Origin of the sequence: Candidatus Villigracilis vicinus (assembly GCF_016702885.1) — a bacterium.
Classification (GTDB): domain Bacteria; phylum Chloroflexota; class Anaerolineae; order Anaerolineales; family Villigracilaceae; genus Villigracilis; species Villigracilis vicinus.
On sequence record NZ_JADJDD010000009.1, the window covers coordinates 14,335 to 34,132 of the forward strand.

Annotated in this window: 26 protein-coding genes; 1 reads left to right on the plus strand and 25 read right to left on the minus strand. The window is 53.2% G+C overall.

Features of this window, described 5'->3' with window-relative positions; translation table 11 throughout:
- Positions 1-20: 20 nt before the first annotated feature.
- From hypE to hypB, 7 genes are all read right to left on the minus strand, one after another.
- Positions 21-1,013: a hydrogenase expression/formation protein HypE gene (hypE, locus tag IPG80_RS09455; protein WP_345106035.1), complete on the minus strand. Its 993-nt coding sequence runs from the start codon at positions 1,011-1,013 to the stop codon at positions 21-23.
- A 117-nt stretch (positions 1,014-1,130) separates the two neighbouring features.
- The gene (locus tag IPG80_RS09460) at positions 1,131-1,670 is read right to left on the minus strand and encodes a hypothetical protein (RefSeq protein ID WP_345105687.1); all 540 of its coding nucleotides are present in this window, start codon (positions 1,668-1,670) and stop codon (positions 1,131-1,133) included.
- Between the two features lie 34 nt (positions 1,671-1,704).
- The gene (hypD, locus tag IPG80_RS09465) at positions 1,705-2,814 is read right to left on the minus strand and encodes a hydrogenase formation protein HypD (protein WP_345105689.1); all 1,110 of its coding nucleotides are present in this window, start codon (positions 2,812-2,814) and stop codon (positions 1,705-1,707) included.
- Positions 2,811-3,011, minus strand: coding sequence for a HypC/HybG/HupF family hydrogenase formation chaperone (locus IPG80_RS09470; protein ID WP_345105692.1), 201 nt, complete (start codon positions 3,009-3,011; stop codon positions 2,811-2,813). The genes hypD and IPG80_RS09470 overlap by 4 nt, the downstream gene beginning before the upstream one ends.
- A 58-nt stretch (positions 3,012-3,069) precedes the next feature.
- Positions 3,070-4,248 carry a hypothetical protein gene (locus IPG80_RS09475; protein WP_345105695.1) on the minus strand — a complete coding sequence of 393 codons (1,179 nt, stop codon included), beginning with the start codon at positions 4,246-4,248 and terminating at the stop codon, positions 3,070-3,072.
- Complete coding sequence (gene hypF / locus IPG80_RS09480; protein ID WP_345105697.1) at positions 4,238-5,392, minus strand: carbamoyltransferase HypF; 1,155 nt, start codon at positions 5,390-5,392, stop codon at positions 4,238-4,240. The genes IPG80_RS09475 and hypF overlap by 11 nt, the downstream gene beginning before the upstream one ends.
- Positions 5,392-6,048, minus strand: coding sequence for a hydrogenase nickel incorporation protein HypB (gene hypB, locus IPG80_RS09485; protein ID WP_345105700.1), 657 nt, complete (start codon positions 6,046-6,048; stop codon positions 5,392-5,394). Before hypB ends, hypF begins: the two co-directional genes overlap by 1 nt.
- A gap of 77 nt (positions 6,049-6,125) precedes the next feature.
- Between hypB and IPG80_RS09490 the strand changes: the two genes are divergently transcribed.
- Positions 6,126-6,425, plus strand: coding sequence for a hypothetical protein (locus IPG80_RS09490; protein WP_345105703.1), 300 nt, complete (start codon positions 6,126-6,128; stop codon positions 6,423-6,425).
- Positions 6,426-6,512: 87 nt separating this feature from the next.
- Here the strand turns inward: IPG80_RS09490 and IPG80_RS09495 are convergent, their stop codons facing one another.
- From IPG80_RS09495 to IPG80_RS09580, 18 genes are all read right to left on the minus strand, one after another.
- Entirely contained in the window at positions 6,513-6,665 is a 153-nt protein-coding gene (locus tag IPG80_RS09495) for a twin-arginine translocase TatA/TatE family subunit (protein ID WP_345105705.1), read from the minus strand.
- Between the two features lie 9 nt (positions 6,666-6,674).
- Positions 6,675-7,733, minus strand: a complete 1,059-nt coding sequence (locus tag IPG80_RS09500; RefSeq protein ID WP_345105708.1) for a lipoate protein ligase C-terminal domain-containing protein — start codon at positions 7,731-7,733, stop codon at positions 6,675-6,677.
- Positions 7,734-7,743: 10 nt separating this feature from the next.
- Entirely contained in the window at positions 7,744-8,148 is a 405-nt protein-coding gene (locus tag IPG80_RS09505) for a NifB/NifX family molybdenum-iron cluster-binding protein (protein ID WP_345105711.1), read from the minus strand.
- 13 nt (positions 8,149-8,161) lie between these two features.
- Positions 8,162-8,662, minus strand: a complete 501-nt coding sequence (locus tag IPG80_RS09510) for a HyaD/HybD family hydrogenase maturation endopeptidase (RefSeq protein WP_345105714.1) — start codon at positions 8,660-8,662, stop codon at positions 8,162-8,164.
- A gap of 63 nt (positions 8,663-8,725) precedes the next feature.
- Positions 8,726-9,838 (minus strand): hypothetical protein, encoded by a 1,113-nt coding sequence (locus tag IPG80_RS09515; RefSeq protein WP_345105716.1) that lies wholly within the window; start codon positions 9,836-9,838, stop codon positions 8,726-8,728.
- A 98-nt stretch (positions 9,839-9,936) separates the two neighbouring features.
- The gene (locus IPG80_RS09520; protein ID WP_345105717.1) at positions 9,937-11,676 is read right to left on the minus strand and encodes a nickel-dependent hydrogenase large subunit; all 1,740 of its coding nucleotides are present in this window, start codon (positions 11,674-11,676) and stop codon (positions 9,937-9,939) included.
- A gap of 10 nt (positions 11,677-11,686) precedes the next feature.
- Complete coding sequence (locus tag IPG80_RS09525; protein ID WP_345105719.1) at positions 11,687-12,952, minus strand: (Fe-S)-binding protein; 1,266 nt, start codon at positions 12,950-12,952, stop codon at positions 11,687-11,689.
- 9 nt (positions 12,953-12,961) lie between these two features.
- On the minus strand, positions 12,962-13,639 hold the full coding sequence (locus IPG80_RS09530; protein WP_345105721.1) for a hypothetical protein: 678 nt from the start codon (positions 13,637-13,639) through the stop codon (positions 12,962-12,964).
- Complete coding sequence (locus tag IPG80_RS09535) at positions 13,636-14,748, minus strand: hydrogenase small subunit (protein WP_345105724.1); 1,113 nt, start codon at positions 14,746-14,748, stop codon at positions 13,636-13,638. The genes IPG80_RS09530 and IPG80_RS09535 overlap by 4 nt, the downstream gene beginning before the upstream one ends.
- 40 nt (positions 14,749-14,788) lie before the next feature.
- Positions 14,789-15,013: a hypothetical protein gene (locus tag IPG80_RS09540; protein WP_345105727.1), complete on the minus strand. Its 225-nt coding sequence runs from the start codon at positions 15,011-15,013 to the stop codon at positions 14,789-14,791.
- A complete protein-coding gene (locus IPG80_RS09545) occupies positions 14,985-15,236 on the minus strand; it encodes a hypothetical protein (protein ID WP_345105730.1) in 252 nt (83 codons plus the stop codon). Before IPG80_RS09545 ends, IPG80_RS09540 begins: the two co-directional genes overlap by 29 nt.
- A gap of 11 nt (positions 15,237-15,247) precedes the next feature.
- Positions 15,248-15,607 (minus strand): DsrE/DsrF/DrsH-like family protein, encoded by a 360-nt coding sequence (locus tag IPG80_RS09550; RefSeq protein WP_345105732.1) that lies wholly within the window; start codon positions 15,605-15,607, stop codon positions 15,248-15,250.
- Between the two features lie 29 nt (positions 15,608-15,636).
- Positions 15,637-16,116, minus strand: coding sequence for a DsrE/DsrF/DrsH-like family protein (locus IPG80_RS09555; RefSeq protein WP_345105735.1), 480 nt, complete (start codon positions 16,114-16,116; stop codon positions 15,637-15,639).
- 186 nt (positions 16,117-16,302) lie between these two features.
- A complete protein-coding gene (locus IPG80_RS09560) occupies positions 16,303-16,428 on the minus strand; it encodes a hypothetical protein (RefSeq protein ID WP_345105738.1) in 126 nt (41 codons plus the stop codon).
- Between the two features lie 1,353 nt (positions 16,429-17,781).
- Positions 17,782-18,018, minus strand: coding sequence for a sulfurtransferase TusA family protein (locus tag IPG80_RS09565; RefSeq protein ID WP_345105741.1), 237 nt, complete (start codon positions 18,016-18,018; stop codon positions 17,782-17,784).
- 22 nt (positions 18,019-18,040) lie between these two features.
- Entirely contained in the window at positions 18,041-18,799 is a 759-nt protein-coding gene (locus IPG80_RS09570; protein ID WP_345105744.1) for a PocR ligand-binding domain-containing protein, read from the minus strand.
- Positions 18,800-19,135: 336 nt separating this feature from the next.
- The gene (locus IPG80_RS09575) at positions 19,136-19,351 is read right to left on the minus strand and encodes a hypothetical protein (protein WP_345105747.1); all 216 of its coding nucleotides are present in this window, start codon (positions 19,349-19,351) and stop codon (positions 19,136-19,138) included.
- The gene (locus IPG80_RS09580) at positions 19,348-19,710 is read right to left on the minus strand and encodes a hypothetical protein (protein WP_345105750.1); all 363 of its coding nucleotides are present in this window, start codon (positions 19,708-19,710) and stop codon (positions 19,348-19,350) included. The genes IPG80_RS09575 and IPG80_RS09580 overlap by 4 nt, the downstream gene beginning before the upstream one ends.
- Between the last annotated feature and the right edge of the window lie 88 nt (positions 19,711-19,798).

A 19,798-nucleotide genomic window follows, 5' to 3' on the forward strand; every position in this document is an offset into this window, starting at 1 on the left:
TGTTTAAAGCTGAACTTGTTTCAACAAATCCTCGGCAGCATCTCACCTGCCAGCATATCCACCACGCGCGTACTTCCCAAAGCAGTCTTGAGCAGCACACGTGACTTTGGCTCTGCGACCACTTCACCGATGACCACCGCACCTTCGCCATATTTCGTGGACTTCATCACCGCCAACACTTTTTTCGCATCTTCCTGCGGGACAATTGCCACCAGTTTCCCTTCATTCGCCACGTACAGCGCATCGAATCCGAGCATTTCGCACGCCGCGTTGACTTCCGGGTGAACTGGAATCGACTCTTCGTTCAAAACAATTCCCGCCTTGGATTGAGTCGCGATCTCATTCAAGGTCGTTGCCAAACCGCCGCGCGTGGGATCACGCAGCACATGGATATTCGGACTCGCATCCAGCATCGCCGCGATGAGATGATTCAACGGAGCCACATCGCTCTGCAAACTGGACTGGAACCCAAGTTCGCCGCGCGCGCCAAGGACGGCAATGCCGTGATCGCCCATAGTGCCGGAAATAATGACTGCATCGCTGGGCTTCGCGTTCGCCCCGCTGACGTTCACATTCTCTCGCACCACACCAACTCCGGCGGTGGTGATGTACATCCCGTCTGCTTTGCCGCGCTGCACCACTTTCGTATCGCCCGCCACGATCTGCACGCCTGCTTCTTCCGCCGCTAAACGCATGGACTCGATAACCTGCTTAAGTGTGTCCATCGGCAAGCCTTCTTCAAGGATGAAGCCAGCCGTGAGATACAACGGCTTTGCGCCAAGCATTGCCACATCATTCACAGTGCCACACACGGCGAGTTTGCCGATGTCGCCGCCGGGGAAGAACAGCGGAAAGACCACATGCGAATCGGTGCTGATGGATAATTTCTGTCGCAGCCCCGCTTCCACCAACGCCGCATCATCCCCTGCGTTCAACGCCGTGTTCTGAAACGCAGACACAAACGCCTTCTGAATCAGTTGATGACTCATCCGTCCGCCCGCGCCATGTCCCATCACGATCTGTTCGTTGTGCGTCAGCGGCGGAGCACATACGGCACCTTCGATGTTTACTGTTTCGTCTGTCATAATCTTCCTCAATGGAATCCCGAAGTTCTACTTCGGGATATTTTCTCAAAACTCATCTTGTATCTGTAAATCGTCAATCTCTTGCGACAAAACCATTTCCCGAAAATCCGGCTCGCTATTTTTAACAAAATACTTGTAACTCGAAAACGGATAATCTTCCGGGTTGCACACAAGCCCATGCTTTACCGGATTAAGAATTACATAATTCAACCTTGTGTAATACGCATTTTCCGTCTGAAGGCAGGTGTCCCAATAGTTGTACCAAATTCTTCTCCCGGGAGTGCCGTCAATTTGATTAATAAACTTTGCTGAAATCGAATGAACACCCTGAATTAATAGTTTCAATGAAAGCGCATTCTCAGGGCTTTGAGCAATGAAGTGATAATGGTTTTTCAAAACAACCCAGGCATGAAGTGCCCATCCCAACACTGTTGTTCTCTCGATCAATGTCTCACAAAAGTTTATCCGCTTTTCTTCAGTATCGAGTAATGGCTCTTTTGAAAGTGTGGAACCCGTTACCATGTAAATAGCATTCGAAACAAACCAATGAGGCGGATTATGTTGGTAGGTTTTGTAAATGTCCATCTTTGCCCGTACTCCAGAAGTAGAACTTCTGGAGTTATTTCTCCGCAAGTAGAACTTGCGGATTCCGTCCATATTTATAATACGCCGCGCACGCCCCCTCAGACGAGACCATTGTCGCGCCGAGCGGATTTTCAGGCGTGCATTGCTTGCCAAACGCCGAGCAGTGATGGGGTTTCTTTAAGCCTTGCAGAATTTCACCCGCAATACACAACGGAGATTCTTCTGCGTGGATGGATTCCACATCAAAGCGTATTTCGGCGTTGAATTCTTCAAACTCGGGGCGCAAACACCAACCGCTCATCGGGATCATGCCAATGCCGCGCCACTTGCGGTCACATTCCATGAACACTTTATGGATCGCCGCCTGTGCGGGCTTCAAGCCTTCAAAAGTCACGGCGCGTTGATAGGCATTGGCAACTTCCACTTTGCCTTCTTCGAGCAGTTGCACAGTTTTCAAAATTCCCTGCACAATGTCGAGTGGCTCAAAGCCGGTCACCACCATTGGGATCTTGAACTTCTCCAACAACGGCGGATATTCCCAATAGCCCATAATGGCATTCACATGCCCCGCCAGCAAAAATCCCTGCACGCGGTTATGCGGCGAATTGAGGATGGCGCTCATGGCAGGCGGCACGCGCACATGCGAAACCAGCACTGAAAAATTTTTCAGTCCAAGCCGCTGTGCTTGCAGCACGCTCATCACATTCGGTGGGGCGGTGGTTTCAAACCCGATCGCAAAAAATACAACCTGCTTATCCGGGTTTTTCTCCGCCAGCGTGACCGCATCGAGCGGAGAATACACCACGCGCACATCCCCGCCCTGCGCTTTGACAGAGAACAGGTCACGGCTTGAGCCGGGCACGCGCAGCATATCGCCGTACGAACAAAAGATCACATCGGGGCGCGCCGCAATCGACAACGCCTTGTCGATCAGTTCCAGCGGAGTCACACACACCGGGCAGCCAGGACCATGCACCAGTTCGATCTGAGGCGGCAGCAATTGGTCAATGCCATGACGCACGATCGCGTGCGTTTGCCCGCCGCAAATTTCCATCAACGTCCACGGGCGCGTCACGGTGCGGCGGATCTCTTCGATCACGCCCTTCACCAGCGCCGCGTCACGATATTCGGTCACATACTTCATGCTGGCGTCTCAGGTCCCAACTCTTCTTCAATCGCGCCGATCTGCCGCAGCAACTCAAGCGTTTCCATGGCTTCTGATTCGCTCAATACGCTGATCGCAAACCCCACATGGATAATGCAATAATCGCCAACTTTCACTTCATCCACATAATCCAAACATGCCTCACGGAAGATTCCCCCAAAATCAACCTTCGCCATTTTCAGCCCGCCCTTTTCATACAGATCAACAATTTTTCCAGGTACGCCTAAACACATATCAACCTCTCAATCTATATGCCGCAATCGCGGCTTGTCCGAGCGAGAGTCCGCCATCGTTCGTTGGAACTTCTCGGTGTATGTATACTTCAAAACCATCTTTTCTTAATAGTGACAATGTTCGCCGTAATAGTGTGAGATTCTGCCACACTCCGCCAGAGAGAACCACAGTCCGCAGCGACGTTTCACCGCTGATTCTTTTCACCATCTCGCGCACAGACTCTGCCAGACCATTATGAAAACGAGCGGATATTTTTTGGATCGGGACTCCCGCCACTGTATCTTTTACCAACGCCTCAACCACGCCTCTGACTCCGACCTGACCTGATTCAACACCAAAGACATATTGCCCCGCCTCAGCCGAATCTGCCATTGCCTCGAACTCAATCGCCGCCTGCCCCTCATAGTTGACCTTCTGCCTCACACCCGCCAACGCCGACACCGCATCGAACAGACGTCCCATCGATGAAGTCATCGGTGTGTTGATTTTCTTTTCAAGTTGCACACGCAAGGTCACCTGGTCTTCGGCGCAAAACTCTTTGACCGATTCCAGTGCATCATCCCAATCCATGCCAAGGCTCCACAGCAAAGCCAATGCTGTGCGCGCCGGTTTCTTGATCGCCGCATCGCCGCCGGGCAAAGGGAAATATTCCAAATGCGCCGCGCGTTGATAGGATTTGTAATCTGCCACCAAAAATTCCCCGCCCCAGATTGCGCCGTCGTCGCCGTAACCTGTGCCATCAAACGAAACGCCGATGACAGGTTCGGTCAATCCATGCTCTGCCATGCACGCAGCGACATGCGCATAGTGATGTTGAATGTTGAAAGTTGGTAAGTTCTCACGCTCGGCGCGTTCCAGTGCGTAGCGTGTCGCCAGATAATTCGGGTGCATGTCGTGGGCAATCGCCACAGGCTTCACACGGAACAAGCGCTCGAAATGCTCCACGCCCTGCTCAAAGGATTGCAGCGTCTCGTAATTTTCCATATCCCCAATGTGATGACTGAGAAAGGCATAATTTCCGTTCGTGATACAGAACGTATTTTTCAGTTCGGAACCGGTTGCAAGCAGGGGCGGAACTTGGAACGGAAGTTTTACAGGGAAGGGGGAATAGCCGCGGGAGCGACGGATGGGATAAACCGACGACGGACGATGATTGGACGAGCTTTGGTCATTGGTCAATGGTCATCGCTAAACACACTCTCACCACCGAATCATCACACCTCACATGAATATCCCGATCATGCATCAAGAACGCATCCGCAAGTTTAGCGAGACGTTCTCGGGCTTCATCGTTTCCAGTTGCAATGGGTTCTTCGGAGAGGTTGCCGCTGGTGAGAACAAGAGCAGAGTATAGAGATTGATAATTGGTAAATAGTAAATAATGCAGCGGCGTGTACGGCAGCATCACACCGAGCCATTCCTGCTTGGGAGAGACTTCTTCGACGATGGTGGATTCGGGTTTCTTTTTCAGCAAAACAATCGGGCGGGCGGGGGAGGTGAGCAAGGCTTTCTCTTCATCACTGACAAAGCAATGCCTTTCGATGGTTTCAATATCAGGCATCATCAACGCGAAAGGCTTGTCCACGCGTAATTTGCGGATTCGCAACTCTGTTACCGCTTTTGCATTCGTCGCATCGCAAGCCAAATGAAATCCGCCCAAGCCTTTGATGGCGACGATCTTTCCCTCTGCCAAAAGGCGTTGAGTTTCTTTCATTGCATCATCGTTCTGTAGGGGCGACTCGCGAGTCGCCCCTACTTCAAGCCATATTTTCGGTCCGCAAACGGGACACGCCACCGGCTGCGCATGGAATCTTCTATTCGTCGGGTCTTTGTATTCGCGTTCGCAATCGGGGCAAAGGGGGAATCCCGCCATGGTGGTGAATGGACGGTCGTAGGGAATGTCTTTGATGATGGTGAAGCGCGGTCCGCAGTTGGTGCAGTTGATGAAGGGATAGCGATAGCGGCGGTCGTTGGGGTCGAAGAGTTCGCGCAGGCAGTCGTCGCAGATGGCGACATCGGGCGAGATGGGCTGGAAGGCGCCGTCTACACTTTCAGAGTGGATAATGTCAAATTGGGTGAACCCGTTACCGGGTCCGAATGAGGCGCTGAAGTCGTCTATGCGCGAGAGTGTGGGGGCGTCGTCCCGCAATTTTTGCAGGAACAAGTCCAGCGTTTCTTTATCCCCATCCACTTCGATATCCACACCGGCAGATGTGTTCTTAACCCAGCCTTTGAGATTCAGACTCATGGCAAGGTTATACACAAAGGGGCGAAAGCCGACCCCTTGCACAATGCCGGAGATGTGAACTTTTGCGCCGGGCATTATTTTTTTGCGTTCTCGACCAGCCAATCTGCCCAGGCTTGCAGACCTTCGCCGGTGCGGCAGGAGGTTTGGAAGGTGGTGACGTTGGGGTTGAGGACTTGCACGCCCTGCTGGAAGTAATCCATGCGGAAATCGACGTAGGGCAGCAGGTCGATCTTGTTGACGACGAGCACGTCCACGCCGCGATAGGTGCCGGGATATTTGTAGGGTTTGTCGTCGCCTTCGGGGATGGAGGCAACCAGCACGGTCTTGTGTGTGCCAAGTTTGAAGTTGGCAGGGCAGACAAGGTTGCCGACGTTCTCCACGATGAGCAGGTCGAATTGCGTGAGGTCAAGTTGTTCGAGCGCGCCATGCAGCATGACCGCGTCGAGATGACAATCGCCGCCGGTGTTGATCTGGATCGCGGCGCCTGCGCCCGCTGCTGCGGCTCGGTCTGAGTCGATGGAGGTGGCGATATCGCCGTCTACGGCGGCGACGCGCAATCTACCTTTGAGCAGGGGCAGGGTTTTTTCGATGAGCGAGGTCTTGCCCGCGCCGGGGGAGGCGAGGATGTTGATGGAGAACACGCCCGCCGCGTCGATCCGCGCGCGGTTGGTCTGCGCGAGGCGGTCATTGGCGTTGAGGATGTTTTCTACGATGGGGATGTTTTGGGGCATGTTTGATCTTCGTGTAGCGACGAACATTTTGGATTGACGGGATTTACGATTGGCAATGACATAATTATTCTACATCAATGGATTCTAATGCAAACTCTTCACCGGCGATGATCTTTGCGCCGACGCCTTTGCATTTTGGACAGATGAGTTCTTTGTCGGTGGGGTGGTATTTCTCGGAAGCAGGTCATGCACTGCAATTCGGCAGGCACGCGCCGAAAATTGAGCGTGGCTTTCTCGGCGATGGTGTCTTTGGCGATGACTTCCCAATAGAATTGGATCGAGTCATCCACCATGCTGGCGAGTTCGCCCATCACGATGTTCAGCGCGGTGATCTGTTTGGCGTTCGCTTTTTCGGCGTGGTCGAGGGCTATTTTTAAGAGGGATTGGGTTACCGGTAATTCATGCATATAAAATGATGTTTTTGTGTTGTAGTGCGATCTTGTGCCGCACTACAACACAAAAAACTACTTGCTTTCCTTTTCTCCGCTCACCCCTTCGCGGAAGGTTCGCACACTTGTGCCGAGTTCTTTTGCGAGTTTGCTGATCCGTCCCGCACCGAAGAGCAGAATGACGATGACCAGTAAGATGACGAGTTCTGTTGTGCCAAAGTGAATCATGGGTACTCCTTATGCCGCGACAGGGAACATTGCGCGGGCAATGTCTGCGGGTTGTACGCCGGGTGTTTCGATCTGGCGGGCTGCGTAGAATTTCTCCACGGCGGCTTGCACGCTTTCTGAATCGGCGGGAATGCCGTTGAGGGCGTTTTCGAGTTCAGGCAGGAGGTTGGCGGGGTAGAAGAAGAAATCGCCAGAGATGTGAACATCCTGCAACACTTCATTTTCCTTGACGGCGGTCACACGCAGTAAGCCGCCGGGGGTCTTGAGCATATTCTGAATGACGTACACGCCTTCGCGGATCTTAACCTGCTCGGCGCGCGGGCGGCGCGAGTCGTTGGCGTGCAGGAATTCAGGAGTATACATCAACGCCAACATTTCATCGGCTTTCTTGAGCAATTCCTCATCCACTTCGCGGACGATCTCCATTTTGCCGAGCAAAGGTTCGTAGCGTTGAACGAGGTCAAGCATCAGGGCTTCGGTGGAAGGGACACTGCCTGTCTCGCGTTTCATGGTGCTCAGGTTTTCCTGCAAGGTCTTGTAGACTTTGTCGCGGAATTTTTCATCGGGCACGCGCAGACTCTTGGACATCATCTCATAGTTGAAGTCCATGATGAAGTTGCCGACCAGGATGAGCATCCCTTCGATCTCTGCCGCTCCGTTGCCGGAGACTTTGCGTCCGTTGGCGATGATGTCGTTGACGGGTTTGAACTCGGCGTTCACACCAAAGGCGCGGTAGGTGTCGATCACAGGTTGAAGGTATTGGCGATAGAACTCGCCTTTGTCCATCACCAGACCGGGGCGGTCGGCTTTGAGGATCAACTGATAGAACAACTGCTCGCCGTCGAGATAGACCGCACCGCCGCCTACTTCGCGGCGAATGACCGGTATATTGTTGGCTGCGGTAAACGCCAGGTCGATCTCCTGATCGGCGTCCTGATGGTTGCCAATACACACATACGGTGTGGATGGGCGCAGGATGAAGAGCGCTTCGCGTCCGAGATAAGCAGCGGCGTGATACAACGCCTGGCTGTGCTGCCAACTGACTTTATCGAGGAAATAGCATTTCATGAAGTGACTCCTATGCAAGATGGATATTGCCCTGCCCATGGTTGTGAATGCGGCGAGGGTCTGATTTCAACTCGCCACGTTGAAACATGGCAAGCGCGTTTTGAATAATCTTTTCTGCGGGCAGAAGCACCTGCAAGCCCATGGAAAGGGCGTGGTCGTAAGCGGGGGAGCCCATGCCGCCAGCAATGAGAACCTGACAATCTGATAACGGCGCGAACATGTCGGAATGATCTCTGTGATGGTTGTGTTCATGTTCGTCGTGATGACCATGTTCTTCAGAACCATGATACGACTTTTCCCTCTGCTCGAAGAGCGGCTCAGAGCCTTCTTCCAATACGGCGATCAGATAATACGGTGCCCGTCCGAAATGCGGGCTGATGGTTTTGCCATCATCGGTTGGAAATGCGATTTTCATTTTGTCTCTTTTCTTAAACGATCAACTTCCATTCACGTAATACCCGTTCAGCGCGTTTGACGATCTCCGGCATGACCGCTTCGATCTCCGGGCTGATGCCGTAGCCAATGGACATATCCACGGGCTGTGCGCCGACTAAATGCAGGTGTTCGGGGAATTTATCGCGGAACTTTGCCAGCCCGAGCACTTCTTGAAAGGTGATCTGATGGTCAGACATTTTGATGTTGCGGTAGAGCGGAATTTCATCCTTTGCCAACTCCATCACCTGACCCGGGACGGAGAAGCGCGAGATCATCGAATCCAATACGAGCAGGTGGGAGCATTCCTCCACCCACGGCAGCAGGTTTAATCCCAGTGCGCCGCCGTCGACAAATTCGATCTCGGTGTCGCTTCCCAGTGTTTCTTTCAAATGCGCTTCGAGGGCGCTGACTGCGAAGACCCCCAAGCCTTCATCTTTATTCAATGTGTTACCAAGACCGAGTACGATCTTGCGACCAGTATCTTTCGTGTCCATGCAAATCTCCGCTTTACGGTAGGTGTATTTTGGTCTCGCTTTGTTGAAGTGCTAAAAAATAAATCAGTGTTTTGCCGGGGTATGAGGCTTGAATATACTACCGCGCCAAACACCGAGGATCGTATTTGCTGCAACAACTGCCCAAAGGATTAATAGAAGCGCCAGCACAGATACCCCGATCCACTGGAAAAAAGCCAGCGGAATTGCCTGATAAAGCACACCCGTTGCCACTACAAAAGCGCCGACTGGGAATACGAATGCCCACCAACTAAGCGCAAAGGGAAGGGGTGATTTTTGGTGAACACCCAACGTGACCACCAATGCCAACAGGAACCAAAACAAGGCAAAGCCCCATAGCATGATGCCGATCGGCTTCGAAAGAAATGCCAATATTTGTTCGACCTCAGAAGGCGCTTGAAAGAACAAGACCAAAGGTTTGGAAATTCTTAATGCCAGGATCGTCAAAATTGAAGTCGGAGCAATGCCCACCCATAAGGTTGGCGCAAGATGGGATGGCGGTATGGGATGAAAAATGTAGCGGATAAAGACCAACGCCATGACTAGAATGAAGAGCAGGCTGCCAAAGCCGGTGAAGATCAGGCTGGTCATGAGGTTTATTGCCCCCAGGGTCGTCCCATTAAAATGCACTGCTAAACTAGCCCCAAGAACAGGGACCAGCAACGTCGAAACGGGTGGAATCAGCCAGCCGAGCGTCGAAGTCTCCCATTGCACTTCTGATTTATGAAAGAAGGTGTTGAGGATGCTCAAGGCAAAGATCAATATTCCGCTTGCGCCGAGCATCCATAAAACCTGCAAAATACCCCAAAGTGTATTCTCTTCCAGAAAAACGGAACCAGCTTTTTCAAGCGCAATCGCGATGACAAGCAGTGAAATGGGCATGGTTGGAAAGAATGCCGCTGATACGGGATGGTTTAAGTCGTGACGTACATCAGCTGGATGCAGGAACCAGCGCAACGTCCATGGGACAATGAGGACTAGAAACAGAACAATGGCAGTGAATAGGAAGAAGGATTGCAGGGCTTTTGCAAATGGGAAAATGCTTTGAAATACGAAGAGCGCAACGACAATGACTGCCGTTCCCATAACCGAGGCGAACCAACCGGGTGCAAAATTTTTTATGATGGAAGTTTTTTCGGGGGTAGGTGTTGAATTCATAATGAGGTACCAATAGAGTTTAGATGACAGATCGAGTTTGTAAATTGGATTGTGACCTCCAACTCAAAAGCTGGAGGTCACGATTTGTAATTATATAACTAACTGATGCAGACGTTCATACCGGTGGCAACTTCAGCGACATCATTGCCGTCCGCGTCCACCATGTGGATGGCGCACGCCATGCAGGGATCGAACGAGTGGATGGTGCGCAGGATCTCGAGCGGTTCATTCGGTTTGGCGAGCGGAGTACCGACCAGCGACATTTCGTACGCGCCAGCCTGTCCCTTGTGGTCGCGGGGCGAGCCGTTCCAAGTGGTCGGGACGACCATCTGGTAGTTGGAGAGTTTGCCATTGTCGATCACACACCAGTGACCCAAAGCGCCGCGCGGCGCTTCCATGTAGCCGAAGCCTTCGGCGTGAGAGGGCCAGGTCATCGGCTCCCACTTGTCACCGTTGAAGGTGTCGGTGTCACCGGCTTTGATGGCATCGATCAGACCGTTGTAGGTGTCGAGCATGTAATCGGCGAAGACCTTGGTCTCAATGCCGCGGGCGGCGGTGCGTCCGAGGGTCGAGAAGACGGCTTCGAGGGGTGCGCCGAGAGTCTTGAGTACGAAGTTGGTGAGGTCTTGAGTCTGCTTGTGACCACCGGCGTACATGGCGAGCACACGCGCAAGCGGACCGACTTCCATTGGGGTTTCAGCCCAACGCGGCGACTTGAGCCACGAGTATTTCTGTTCCACTTCGAGTTGATCGTAAGGCGGTTTGGGACCGGTGAAGTTGAACTTGGTCTCGCCTTCAAACGGATGCAGACCCGCCTCATCGCCCTTTGACTGCTCATACCACGAATGAGCCACGAATTCCTTCATGAGTTCGAAGTCTTTCGGGTTCGGTTCTTCGATGTGGGTCAGGTCACGGTTCTTGATGACCGCGCGCGGAACGAGGAAACCAGCGGTATCGCGGTTGTCGGTGCCGGGGAACTCGCCCCAGGTGAGGAAATTTCCAAGACCTTCGCCCAAACCGGCATATTCCAAATAGTAAGGAGCGATTGCCAGCAGGTCGGGGATGTAGACCTGATCGACGAATTGCATCATGCGGTCGATGCTGTCTTTGATGATGGACAGGCGTTCGGCGTTGAGAGCCGTGTCGCTGTTCGGGTCGATGGGCATCGGAACGCCGCCGACGACGAAGTTCGGGTGCGGGTTCTTGCCGCCGAAGATGGTGTGGATCTTGGTGAAGGTCTTCTGGGCGTCGAGCGCTTCGAGATAGTGCGCCACTGCCAGCAGGTTGACTTCAGCGGGAAGTTTGTAGGCGGGGTGTCCCCAGTAGGCGTTGGCAAAGATGGAGAGCTGTCCGCTGTCCACAATTCCCTTCACCTTGTTTTTCACATCCTTGAAGTAGGCAGGTGAAGCATTGGGCCACGGGGAGATGGCTTTCTGGATGTCGGCAGTCGCTGTCGGGTCGGCTTGAAGCGCGTTCACTACATCCACCCAATCCAGCGCGTGCAGGTGATAGAAGTGCATCACATGATCGTGGACGTATTGCTGGGCGATCATCAAATTGCGGATGAGGTTCGCCGCGTTGGGGATCTGGATGTTGAGCGCATCTTCGACGGAGCGGATGGATGCGAACGAGTGGACGGTGGTGCAGACGCCGCAAGTGCGCTGGGCAAACGCCCAGGCTTCACGCGGGTCGCGTCCTTTGAGAATCTGCTCAATGCCACGCACCATGGTGCCGGATGAATATGCCTGTTTGATCGTGCCGTTGGTATCCAACTCGGCTTCGATACGCAGGTGTCCTTCGATACGTGTAATTGGGTCAACAACAATTCGTTGTGCCATTAGTAGTCTCCTATTCGACCAGGGCGTCAGCTACCATTTGAGCCAGCCCGGTCACTTTCCAGTCGAGTTTGAAATGATCGACGCCATCGGTGTATTGCAGGCGGCAGTTCGAACAGGTCATGGCAACGGTTTTTGCGCCGACGGTATTGACCTGATCGATCTTGAGTTGGAACGCAGCGTAGCGCGGTTCATCCGCCGCTTTGACCGCGATTACGCCACCGCCGCCGCCGCAGCATACGGATTCTTCGCGGTTGGGGGTCATCTCTTTGAAGGAGGTAGGCGCGAGCACTTTGAGGATGTCGCGCGGTTCCTGAATATGACCGCCTTTGCGCTGGATCTTGCACGCGTCGTGGAAGGTGATGGTTCCGTTGCCGTCGAAGGCGCCGGGTTTGAGTTGAATGCGTCCGCTGCCGACGAGTTCACCGAGAACACCCGTGATGTGGATGATCTCGAAGTCGTTGGCTTCGGGCAGCCAGTTCGCACCGTGCCAGCGCAGGGCATCGTAGGCATGACCGCATTCGGTCACGACGATGCGTTTGACGCCGAGTTCCTTCGCGCCTTCGAGCACACGGGTGAGGAACAGCTTGGTGTTCTCTTCACTGCCCTGGTAGAAGCCGAAGTTGACGATCTCGCGCGCCTTGCTGCTGACCGTCCATTTTTCGCCAGCCTTGTTGAGCACTTTGGCGATGGCGGCGACGTTGGTGGGGAACTTCATCACTTCGATGGAGGAGAAGACGACCATGGTGTCGGCGCCCTTCACATCGCGCGGAATTTCCACTTCCCATTCGTCGGCAACCCATTCGAGGCGCTGATCCCAAACGGTATCGGTCATGCCGAGCGGGCTGCCTTCGGCAACCTGCTTGTTGACCGCAGCCATCAAGTCGGCGGGAACGACTTCCGCAGCCGCAAGACCGGCGCGGACGCCGTGCAGCAGGGAGCCGAGGTCGATACCCATCGGGCAGACCATCGAGCATTTATTACAGACGGTGCAGGCGTGGTAGTTGAGTTCGCTCCAGTGCGCAAGGTCTTCATCGGTGATGGCTTTTTCAAGACCGATCATTTTCTTGAAGCCGCCCACCAAGGTGAAGCGTTGTTCGTAGGCACGGCGCAGGAGTTCAACTTTCCAGACCGGCGCGTATTCGGGGTTGCCGGTTGCCTGATAGAAGTGACAGGCTTCGGCGCACATGCCGCAGCGTGTGCAGGCTTCCAACTGCGAAGCCACCCAGCCGCCCGTCTCATGGACAAAAGTTTCGTAAGCGTTTTTTACAGCAGTCATGTCGTCCTCCTACACCGCAACGCCGCGCTTGCCAAATTCCGCGCCGTGGATCGTGCGGGCGAAGAAGTAGAAGACGAAGTGAGAGATGCGGCTCAAGGGGATCCAGATCATCATCACATCGACGGACATCATGTGCAGGACGTAGAGGTTTTGATACGGCAGCCACAGGTGATGGGTCATCATGTAACCGGTCACCATCGGCAGGAAAACGAACAACCAGGAGAGAAACTCTGCGGGTCCGGAGATGAGCCGAAGCACGGGGTTGATGCGGCGGTTGATGAGCAGCATGATCATGGCGATGATGCCGACCGCAGCGATCCAATCCACGATGGGAAGGGGCAGGGTTGCCCAGCTTAGTCCGCTCAGGCTTTTCCAAACCAGCATGTGCGGCGTGCCGAGAATGACCACCACAAACAATGCAAGATGGAACAAACCGCCGCCGATGTAGATAAGCGGGTTGCGGTTGAAGGTGTTTTTTACCCAGGGGATGAAGGGCCAGATCAGCAGCGCCTTCAAATAGGTTTTGAACACGCCCGCGCCTTTGCTGCCTTTATCGGGGACGCGGTCCTTGCTCCAGCCGAGAGCGATGACGGTGACGACGCGATACGCCAACCCGAAGATCATGAAAAGCAACGCGGCATAGAAGAAAGGTCCGCGCGCAAATTCAAGCATTGCCTGTGGGTTCATTTCGCTTTTCCTTTCGTCTGTTTCTTGGCTTTGTTAACCAGCGCTGTCCCAATACCAAGCACGGCACCGGCGCCGAGCGCTGCGCCAACAGCGGCAGCCGTCGGGCGATCCAGCGGGGCAGATTGACCCTGATAGAATCCGCCGCCATCCCAGAAGTTCGGTTCGGTGCAGCCCAGGCAGGGGTGACCCGATTGAATGGGGAAGGACAGACCCTGATCCCATTTGATGGTCGCACAGGCGCTGTGAGTGGTGGGACCTTTGCAGCCCAGTTTGTACAAGCACCAGCCTTGTTTCGCGCCTTCATCATCGAAGGAGAGGGCGAATTTGCCCGCTTCGTAGAAAGCGCGGCGCTGGCAGCGGTCATGCACGGTCTGACCGTAGAAGGTCATGGGACGATGTAAACCATCAAGTTCGGGCAGTGCGCCGAAGATGGCAAAGTGAGCGATGGTTCCGGCGGTGGCTTCAGGGATGGCAGGGCAGCCGGGGATGTTGACCACGGGCTTGTCGGTGATGAGTTCCCAAACGCCCTTCGCATCGGTCGGATTCGGGTCGGCTTTGGGCAGACCACCGAAGGAGGCGCAGCTACCGACAGCGATGATCGCTGCGGCACCCGCTGCGGTTTCCTTTAAGATGTCGAGTGCGGTGCGTCCGCCGATGACACAATACGCGCCGTCATTCGCCAGCGGGATGCTGCCTTCGACGACGAGGATGTATTGACCGGCATATTTCTCCATCGCCTGTTTCTTGGCTTCTTCCACCTGAAAACCGGATGCCGCCGAGAGGGTCTCGTGGTATTCGATGGTCAGAGTGTTGAGCACCAAATTGGTCAGGCTGGGAGAGACGCTGCGCGAAATCGCTTCGGTGCAACCTGTGCAGTCCTGGAAGTTCAGCCAGATCACGGGCAGGCGCTGTTTGGTTTCCAGCGCGCGCGCCATCATCATTTCGGCGGGCTGGGCAACATGATTTAGTTGCGCGGGAAGTCCGCTTTCCTCTAACGGGGGGACAGCTGTGAAGCCCATGGCGGTTGCCAGGAGCCCGCTCAGCTTAAGGAAATCCCGCCGTGTCACCCCTTTGCCTTGCATTTTGTTGTTTCCATTTTCTTCAGGCATATCTTTCTCCTCGGAAAAATTTTCCAGCCGAATGATTCGGCTATGAGCACGAAATGTTGTCGGCTTCGAGTTTGGCTTGGTAGGCGGCAATGCCTTCTGCGCCAGTGACGAGTGAGCCTTTGTCGCCTTCCCAGTTGGCGGGCTTGAGTTCTGCGATCCAGCCTTCGCCGTACGGGTCACGCGAGACGATGTTAGGGTCGGCAGCCAGTTTGTCGTTGCCGCGCAGCAACACACCGCTAACAGGGGCAGGGAACCGGTCCGACAAATTTGCTGCTTTCGACGGTTGCCATGCTCTTGCCTTGGGCAATCTCCTGCCCGATGTTCTTGGCTTTGACGGTCACACCTGCCAGGTTGGACCCGGCAAGTTTGGCAGCCACAGCGGTCATCCCGACGCGAAGCGTGCCATCTTCCATCGGCTTCGCCCAAACGTGCTTATCAATGAGGTAGTACAGTTCCTCGGGGAGGTTACATCCACGAACGTCTGACATGATCGGCTCCTTTAGAATGTGAGGGTCTTGCTGTCTTCAGCCATCTGCCACATGGCAGCGCCGCCGACCATTTTGACGCCGTCCATCAAGTCTTCGATCTTGATGTCGTGCAGTTCGGTCGAGGCGGTGCAGGCGGTGAGTTTCACGCCCGCATCAACGGCATCCTGAATGAATGCGCTAACGGGTTTGCCGCCGGCTTTGGGGAAGACGGTTTCTGCCATGCCCTTCTTGAGCAGCAGCGTGCCGTCGATGGTGAAGAACATGGTGACTTCATAATCCATTGCCGCCGCGAGGGTGGCAAAAAAGAACGGGGTGGCGCAGCGGCGCGGGGTGTCGGGTCCGCTGGTCATGACGATCAAAACTTTATCCATACGAATTCTCCTTGTAGGTTTGTTGACTTTTAGAATGAGAGTGCGATGGCATCATCGCTGGCGTATTCGAGGAAGGCAGCCGCACCGGCGACTTCGATGCCGTCGATCAGGTCTTCTTTTTTGATGCCCATCACATCCATCGACATCTGGCAGGCGATGATGCGGACATCCATTTCCTGAGCCATACTGAGCAGTTCGCTCAGCTTGGCGACATTGGCTTTCTTCATCCAGCCGTTCATCATGCCGGTGGCGACGGCGGTCATGCCGGGCAGTACACCGATGATGTTCGGCACGGAAATACCGCGGATGGGCTGGGGCATGGCAGGGTTGGCGATGGGGGATACTTGCAGCTTATCGGCGTTGCCCTTCTTGATGATCTCGAGACCGTAGAAGGTGAAGAAGATCGCCGCTTCCATATCCATGGCGATGGCGGCGGTGGCGAGGATCAAGGGGGGATAAGCGGCATCCAAACTGCCGTGGGTTGAAATAATGGCAAGGCGTTTTGACATGGGTGGTTTCCTTTTTAGTAAACAAGTACGTTGGTGGCTTCGGCGCATTCTTTTACAAAGGTGGCTGCATTGACAACTATTGCGCCTTCGATGAATTCTTTTCAGGGGTCGATCTGGCGGGATTTGACGCACGGTCCGCAAACCAGCAATTTTCCGCCGCTTTCAAGGTAAATATCAAGCAATTCCTTAAGGGGCGGGAAGCCCGGAGGCAAACACATGCTCGGCGATGCCCTTGGTGATGAACATGACGCCATTGGCTTGAAAGCCAAGCACAACTTCCACATCCGAAGCTTGCGCGGCGGTCGCCATCACAAATGGATTGTGGCACGTTCAGGGTCTTCTGGACCGTGAGTACACATGAGAATAAGTTTTTCGGTCATGAGAACTCCTTTTGAAAAAGACAAATCAAATCGATATTAGGTAGATTACACAGGAATAAAAAAAGCCCGCCGTTTAGACTGAACCCTAAAGAAGCAAAAAGAAAGCCCCCTGGTCAAATGGACAGACACCTGGTTTCGTAGGGTGTCTGTCTTGTTTCAATTGTATCCGTTCATAGTTGTAAAGTAAATGTATTCGTCAATGGTTGCTCTGTATCCTTAAAGGTGGTTTGTTTGAAGTGTCGTAAATATTCTCCTTAGGTGTCCGAAGAGGTTCTCCATCGGAGCGTTGTCCCAACAGTTGCCACGCCGCGACATGGAAGGCGTGATGGCCCGCCGGTAAGGACATGATATGGGTCAGAAGTGTATTGCGTCCCTGGTCACTGTGGAGGGAGAAGTCCATCAGTGACCTTTTCTTTTTGCTTGGCTTGTTTTAGCGTCTGTGTCACCAGTGCAATCGAGTTGCTGAGACTAGGGGCCAGGAGCCACAATAAAGCCGTCGTAGAGATCCTTGATGGTGGACAGATACGCCCAGCCTGCAAGGTGCGAATGTGGTGACATCCGTGACCCACTTCTTTGTTGGCTTTGTTGCGAGGAAGTCCCGATTGAGCAGGTTGGGATAGCGGTGGTAGGTGCCAAGTTCTTCCAGTTTTTGTGCATTTTGGGCTTTCTGGCTTGCGAACGAATGCCCGCTTGCATGAGCCAAAACCCTTGTGATTATTCGCAACCTAGCTTTCGCTGGAGTGGATCGTGATCCGCCGATACCCGTAGCTCTTGTGAGAGCCTCACAAACCGCCTGGATCTTCTCCATGCGTCCCTGCCGGGTCGGTTTCTGCCGCTTTTCTCCCAGCATAATACGCCGCTCGCGAAACACCAAAATTCGTACATCGCCTTCACTTCGTATTCTTCCTTTGGTGGTGGATCGCCCGACTCGCGCTGCGCGAGCTGCACTCCCGCAATTCGGTATGGAATTTTCAGAGCGTTCTCCATGCGCAACCGTGCCAGCCTTCCACTTCCGCCTTCAGCGCCTCCAATTGGTTTATGAAGGAGGTTCCCTTCTCGCGATACTTCCGTACCCAACTTCGATCCGTTCGCCTTCCGGATCTCAGCCGGGGTGGCCACCCGCATACGTCAAATGCTCTTCCAGACGCACCGCCTCCTGCTTATCTCCACCCGTAGTGCTACATTCCTTTTGTCCTGACATGAAAGCACCTCCTGTGCTTGTTTCTCAGGAGGGCTTTCTCTTCGTGTCCGCTTTCCGGGGTCAGTTCATTCGGCAGACTTTTTTTTATTTGATCTTCTTGATGTAGAAGGTGAACTTGGGTCCGTCCTGCTCATGTCCGAGCAGTTCCTGACCGGTTTTGGATGTCCATGCTTGCACATCGGGGACGGCACCAGGGTCGGTGGCGATCATCTTAAGGACCTGTCCGGTTTGAAGGGCATCGACAGCCTTCTTGGTCTTTAGGATTGGCATTGGGCAGGCGAGTCCGATGCAATCGAGTTCCTGATCAAATTGGAATGACATGCTAAATCTCCTTGGTATGAAGTTATGAAAGTGTGTCTTCAAAGACACTCATCTCGGCAATCTGCCGTAAACGACCCATTAGGTTGCAACGTTCTGTGCTAATTTGTTCGAAGGTATGCGCCACTTTATCGAGCCATGTTCGAATTTGTGTAACTTTGCGCTGATCCAACACAGATATTTTCTCAGCCGCCTGTCTCAAAAGGCTTTCGTCAATGTTGTAAGTTTTGGAAAGGGATTGGATACGTCGCACTTCCTCTTCCTGATCGGGAGCTTCTGCATAGAATTGTCCTGAGATCAACAAGGCAATTAATTCCCCATTAACTTCGATGTAAGCGCGGGCATATTGCAAACCGGCATGACAATGCGTAAATTGAGGCGAGGGATCACTTTGCTTTGTCAATTGCGCCCATGAGCGCATACAGGCTTCGCGTCCATTCTCGCTGCCAAGAATCAGTTTGCAGAAATCACACGAATTACTAATGCGGGTGACGGGTTTGCCTTCTGTATCTGTGGTAACTGCGCCAACTTCGGCGATCTCTGCAAAAACATCCTGAACAGGCTGCATACAATGCAACGGCAGGACATCCAACGAAACAGGGGCGACAGGTTCCGCCACCTGAGGTGTGCCGCCCAACATATCGCTCACTTCACGCGACGAAAAACGCCAATGCTGCCCCACCTTTACGCCTGCCAAACGCCCATCCTTGAGCATTCGATAGATCGTAGTACGGTCTACATTGAGAAGTTCCTGAACTTGCCTAGCGGTTAAGAGATTGTCCATGTTTTGCAATAGTCTGCAATAGTCTGCAATAACTTGCTATAGTGTATTTGTTTGTCTTTCTCGAAACTAGTGCAATGTGTCAACTCCTCATTGTGACTTTAGTCACAATGAGGAGTTGTGCTGGTGTAAATAGTGTGATTGGAAGGGTTTAATATCTGATAATGAATACACTCCAGTTTAGGACAATGCGAGCCAGGTTTAATTCCCCCAATGCGTGCGGCGAATGTCAAACAAGAGAAGAGGGCTTGTTTTCTTGCGCGATAACGACGTATGAACACAGATGAACCTGTTATTTCTGTGATCCCCAAGCCAAACGGTTTTTCAAGCGACTTTGCTTCAGTCATACCTATGCACATGGAATGATTTGGACATCTCCTTCAAACCGAGGTATGCAAGCCATGTGGCAAGCGCCGGAAAGAACAAAATGGAAAAAATCGATGGTGGTCCGAAGCCTGCCTTGGTGGCTGAAATTTCCGGGTTCGATGCGGCGTACAGGACCTCAATCTCCTGACCCACTTTATATTTCGAATAACTGGAGCGGGAAACGGTCATCCTGGACTCCAAACTGGCAGGCGAACCATTGACCAATGCCTGTATTCATACGTTACATGATACCAACTATCAAAACCTCTCTTGCTCATTGTATGTTCATAGTACTTCTCGGTAACGACTCCCGTGGTCAATACGCCTTCTCGCACAAGAAGGTTGTAATTAGCGTAGCCCTTAAAAGTGTCAAAAACAGAGAGAGTCAGGATGGCAAGGCTAAAGATGGTCCAAAGCAACGCCAATATAAAACCACACCCCATCCCCTTTGATGGGGTGCTGCGTTTATTTTCTTTGTAGAATCCGCTGTGTTTGTATTTCATTTTCTTTTGATAACCATGGTCTGAAGATTCCATAAAATCCGGCATTTGATTTTTCCTTTCGCACCTGTCTTGACGCATTATGCCTTGCGTCATAAAATAACTGAACTTTATTCAGTTATTATAACGTACCGCG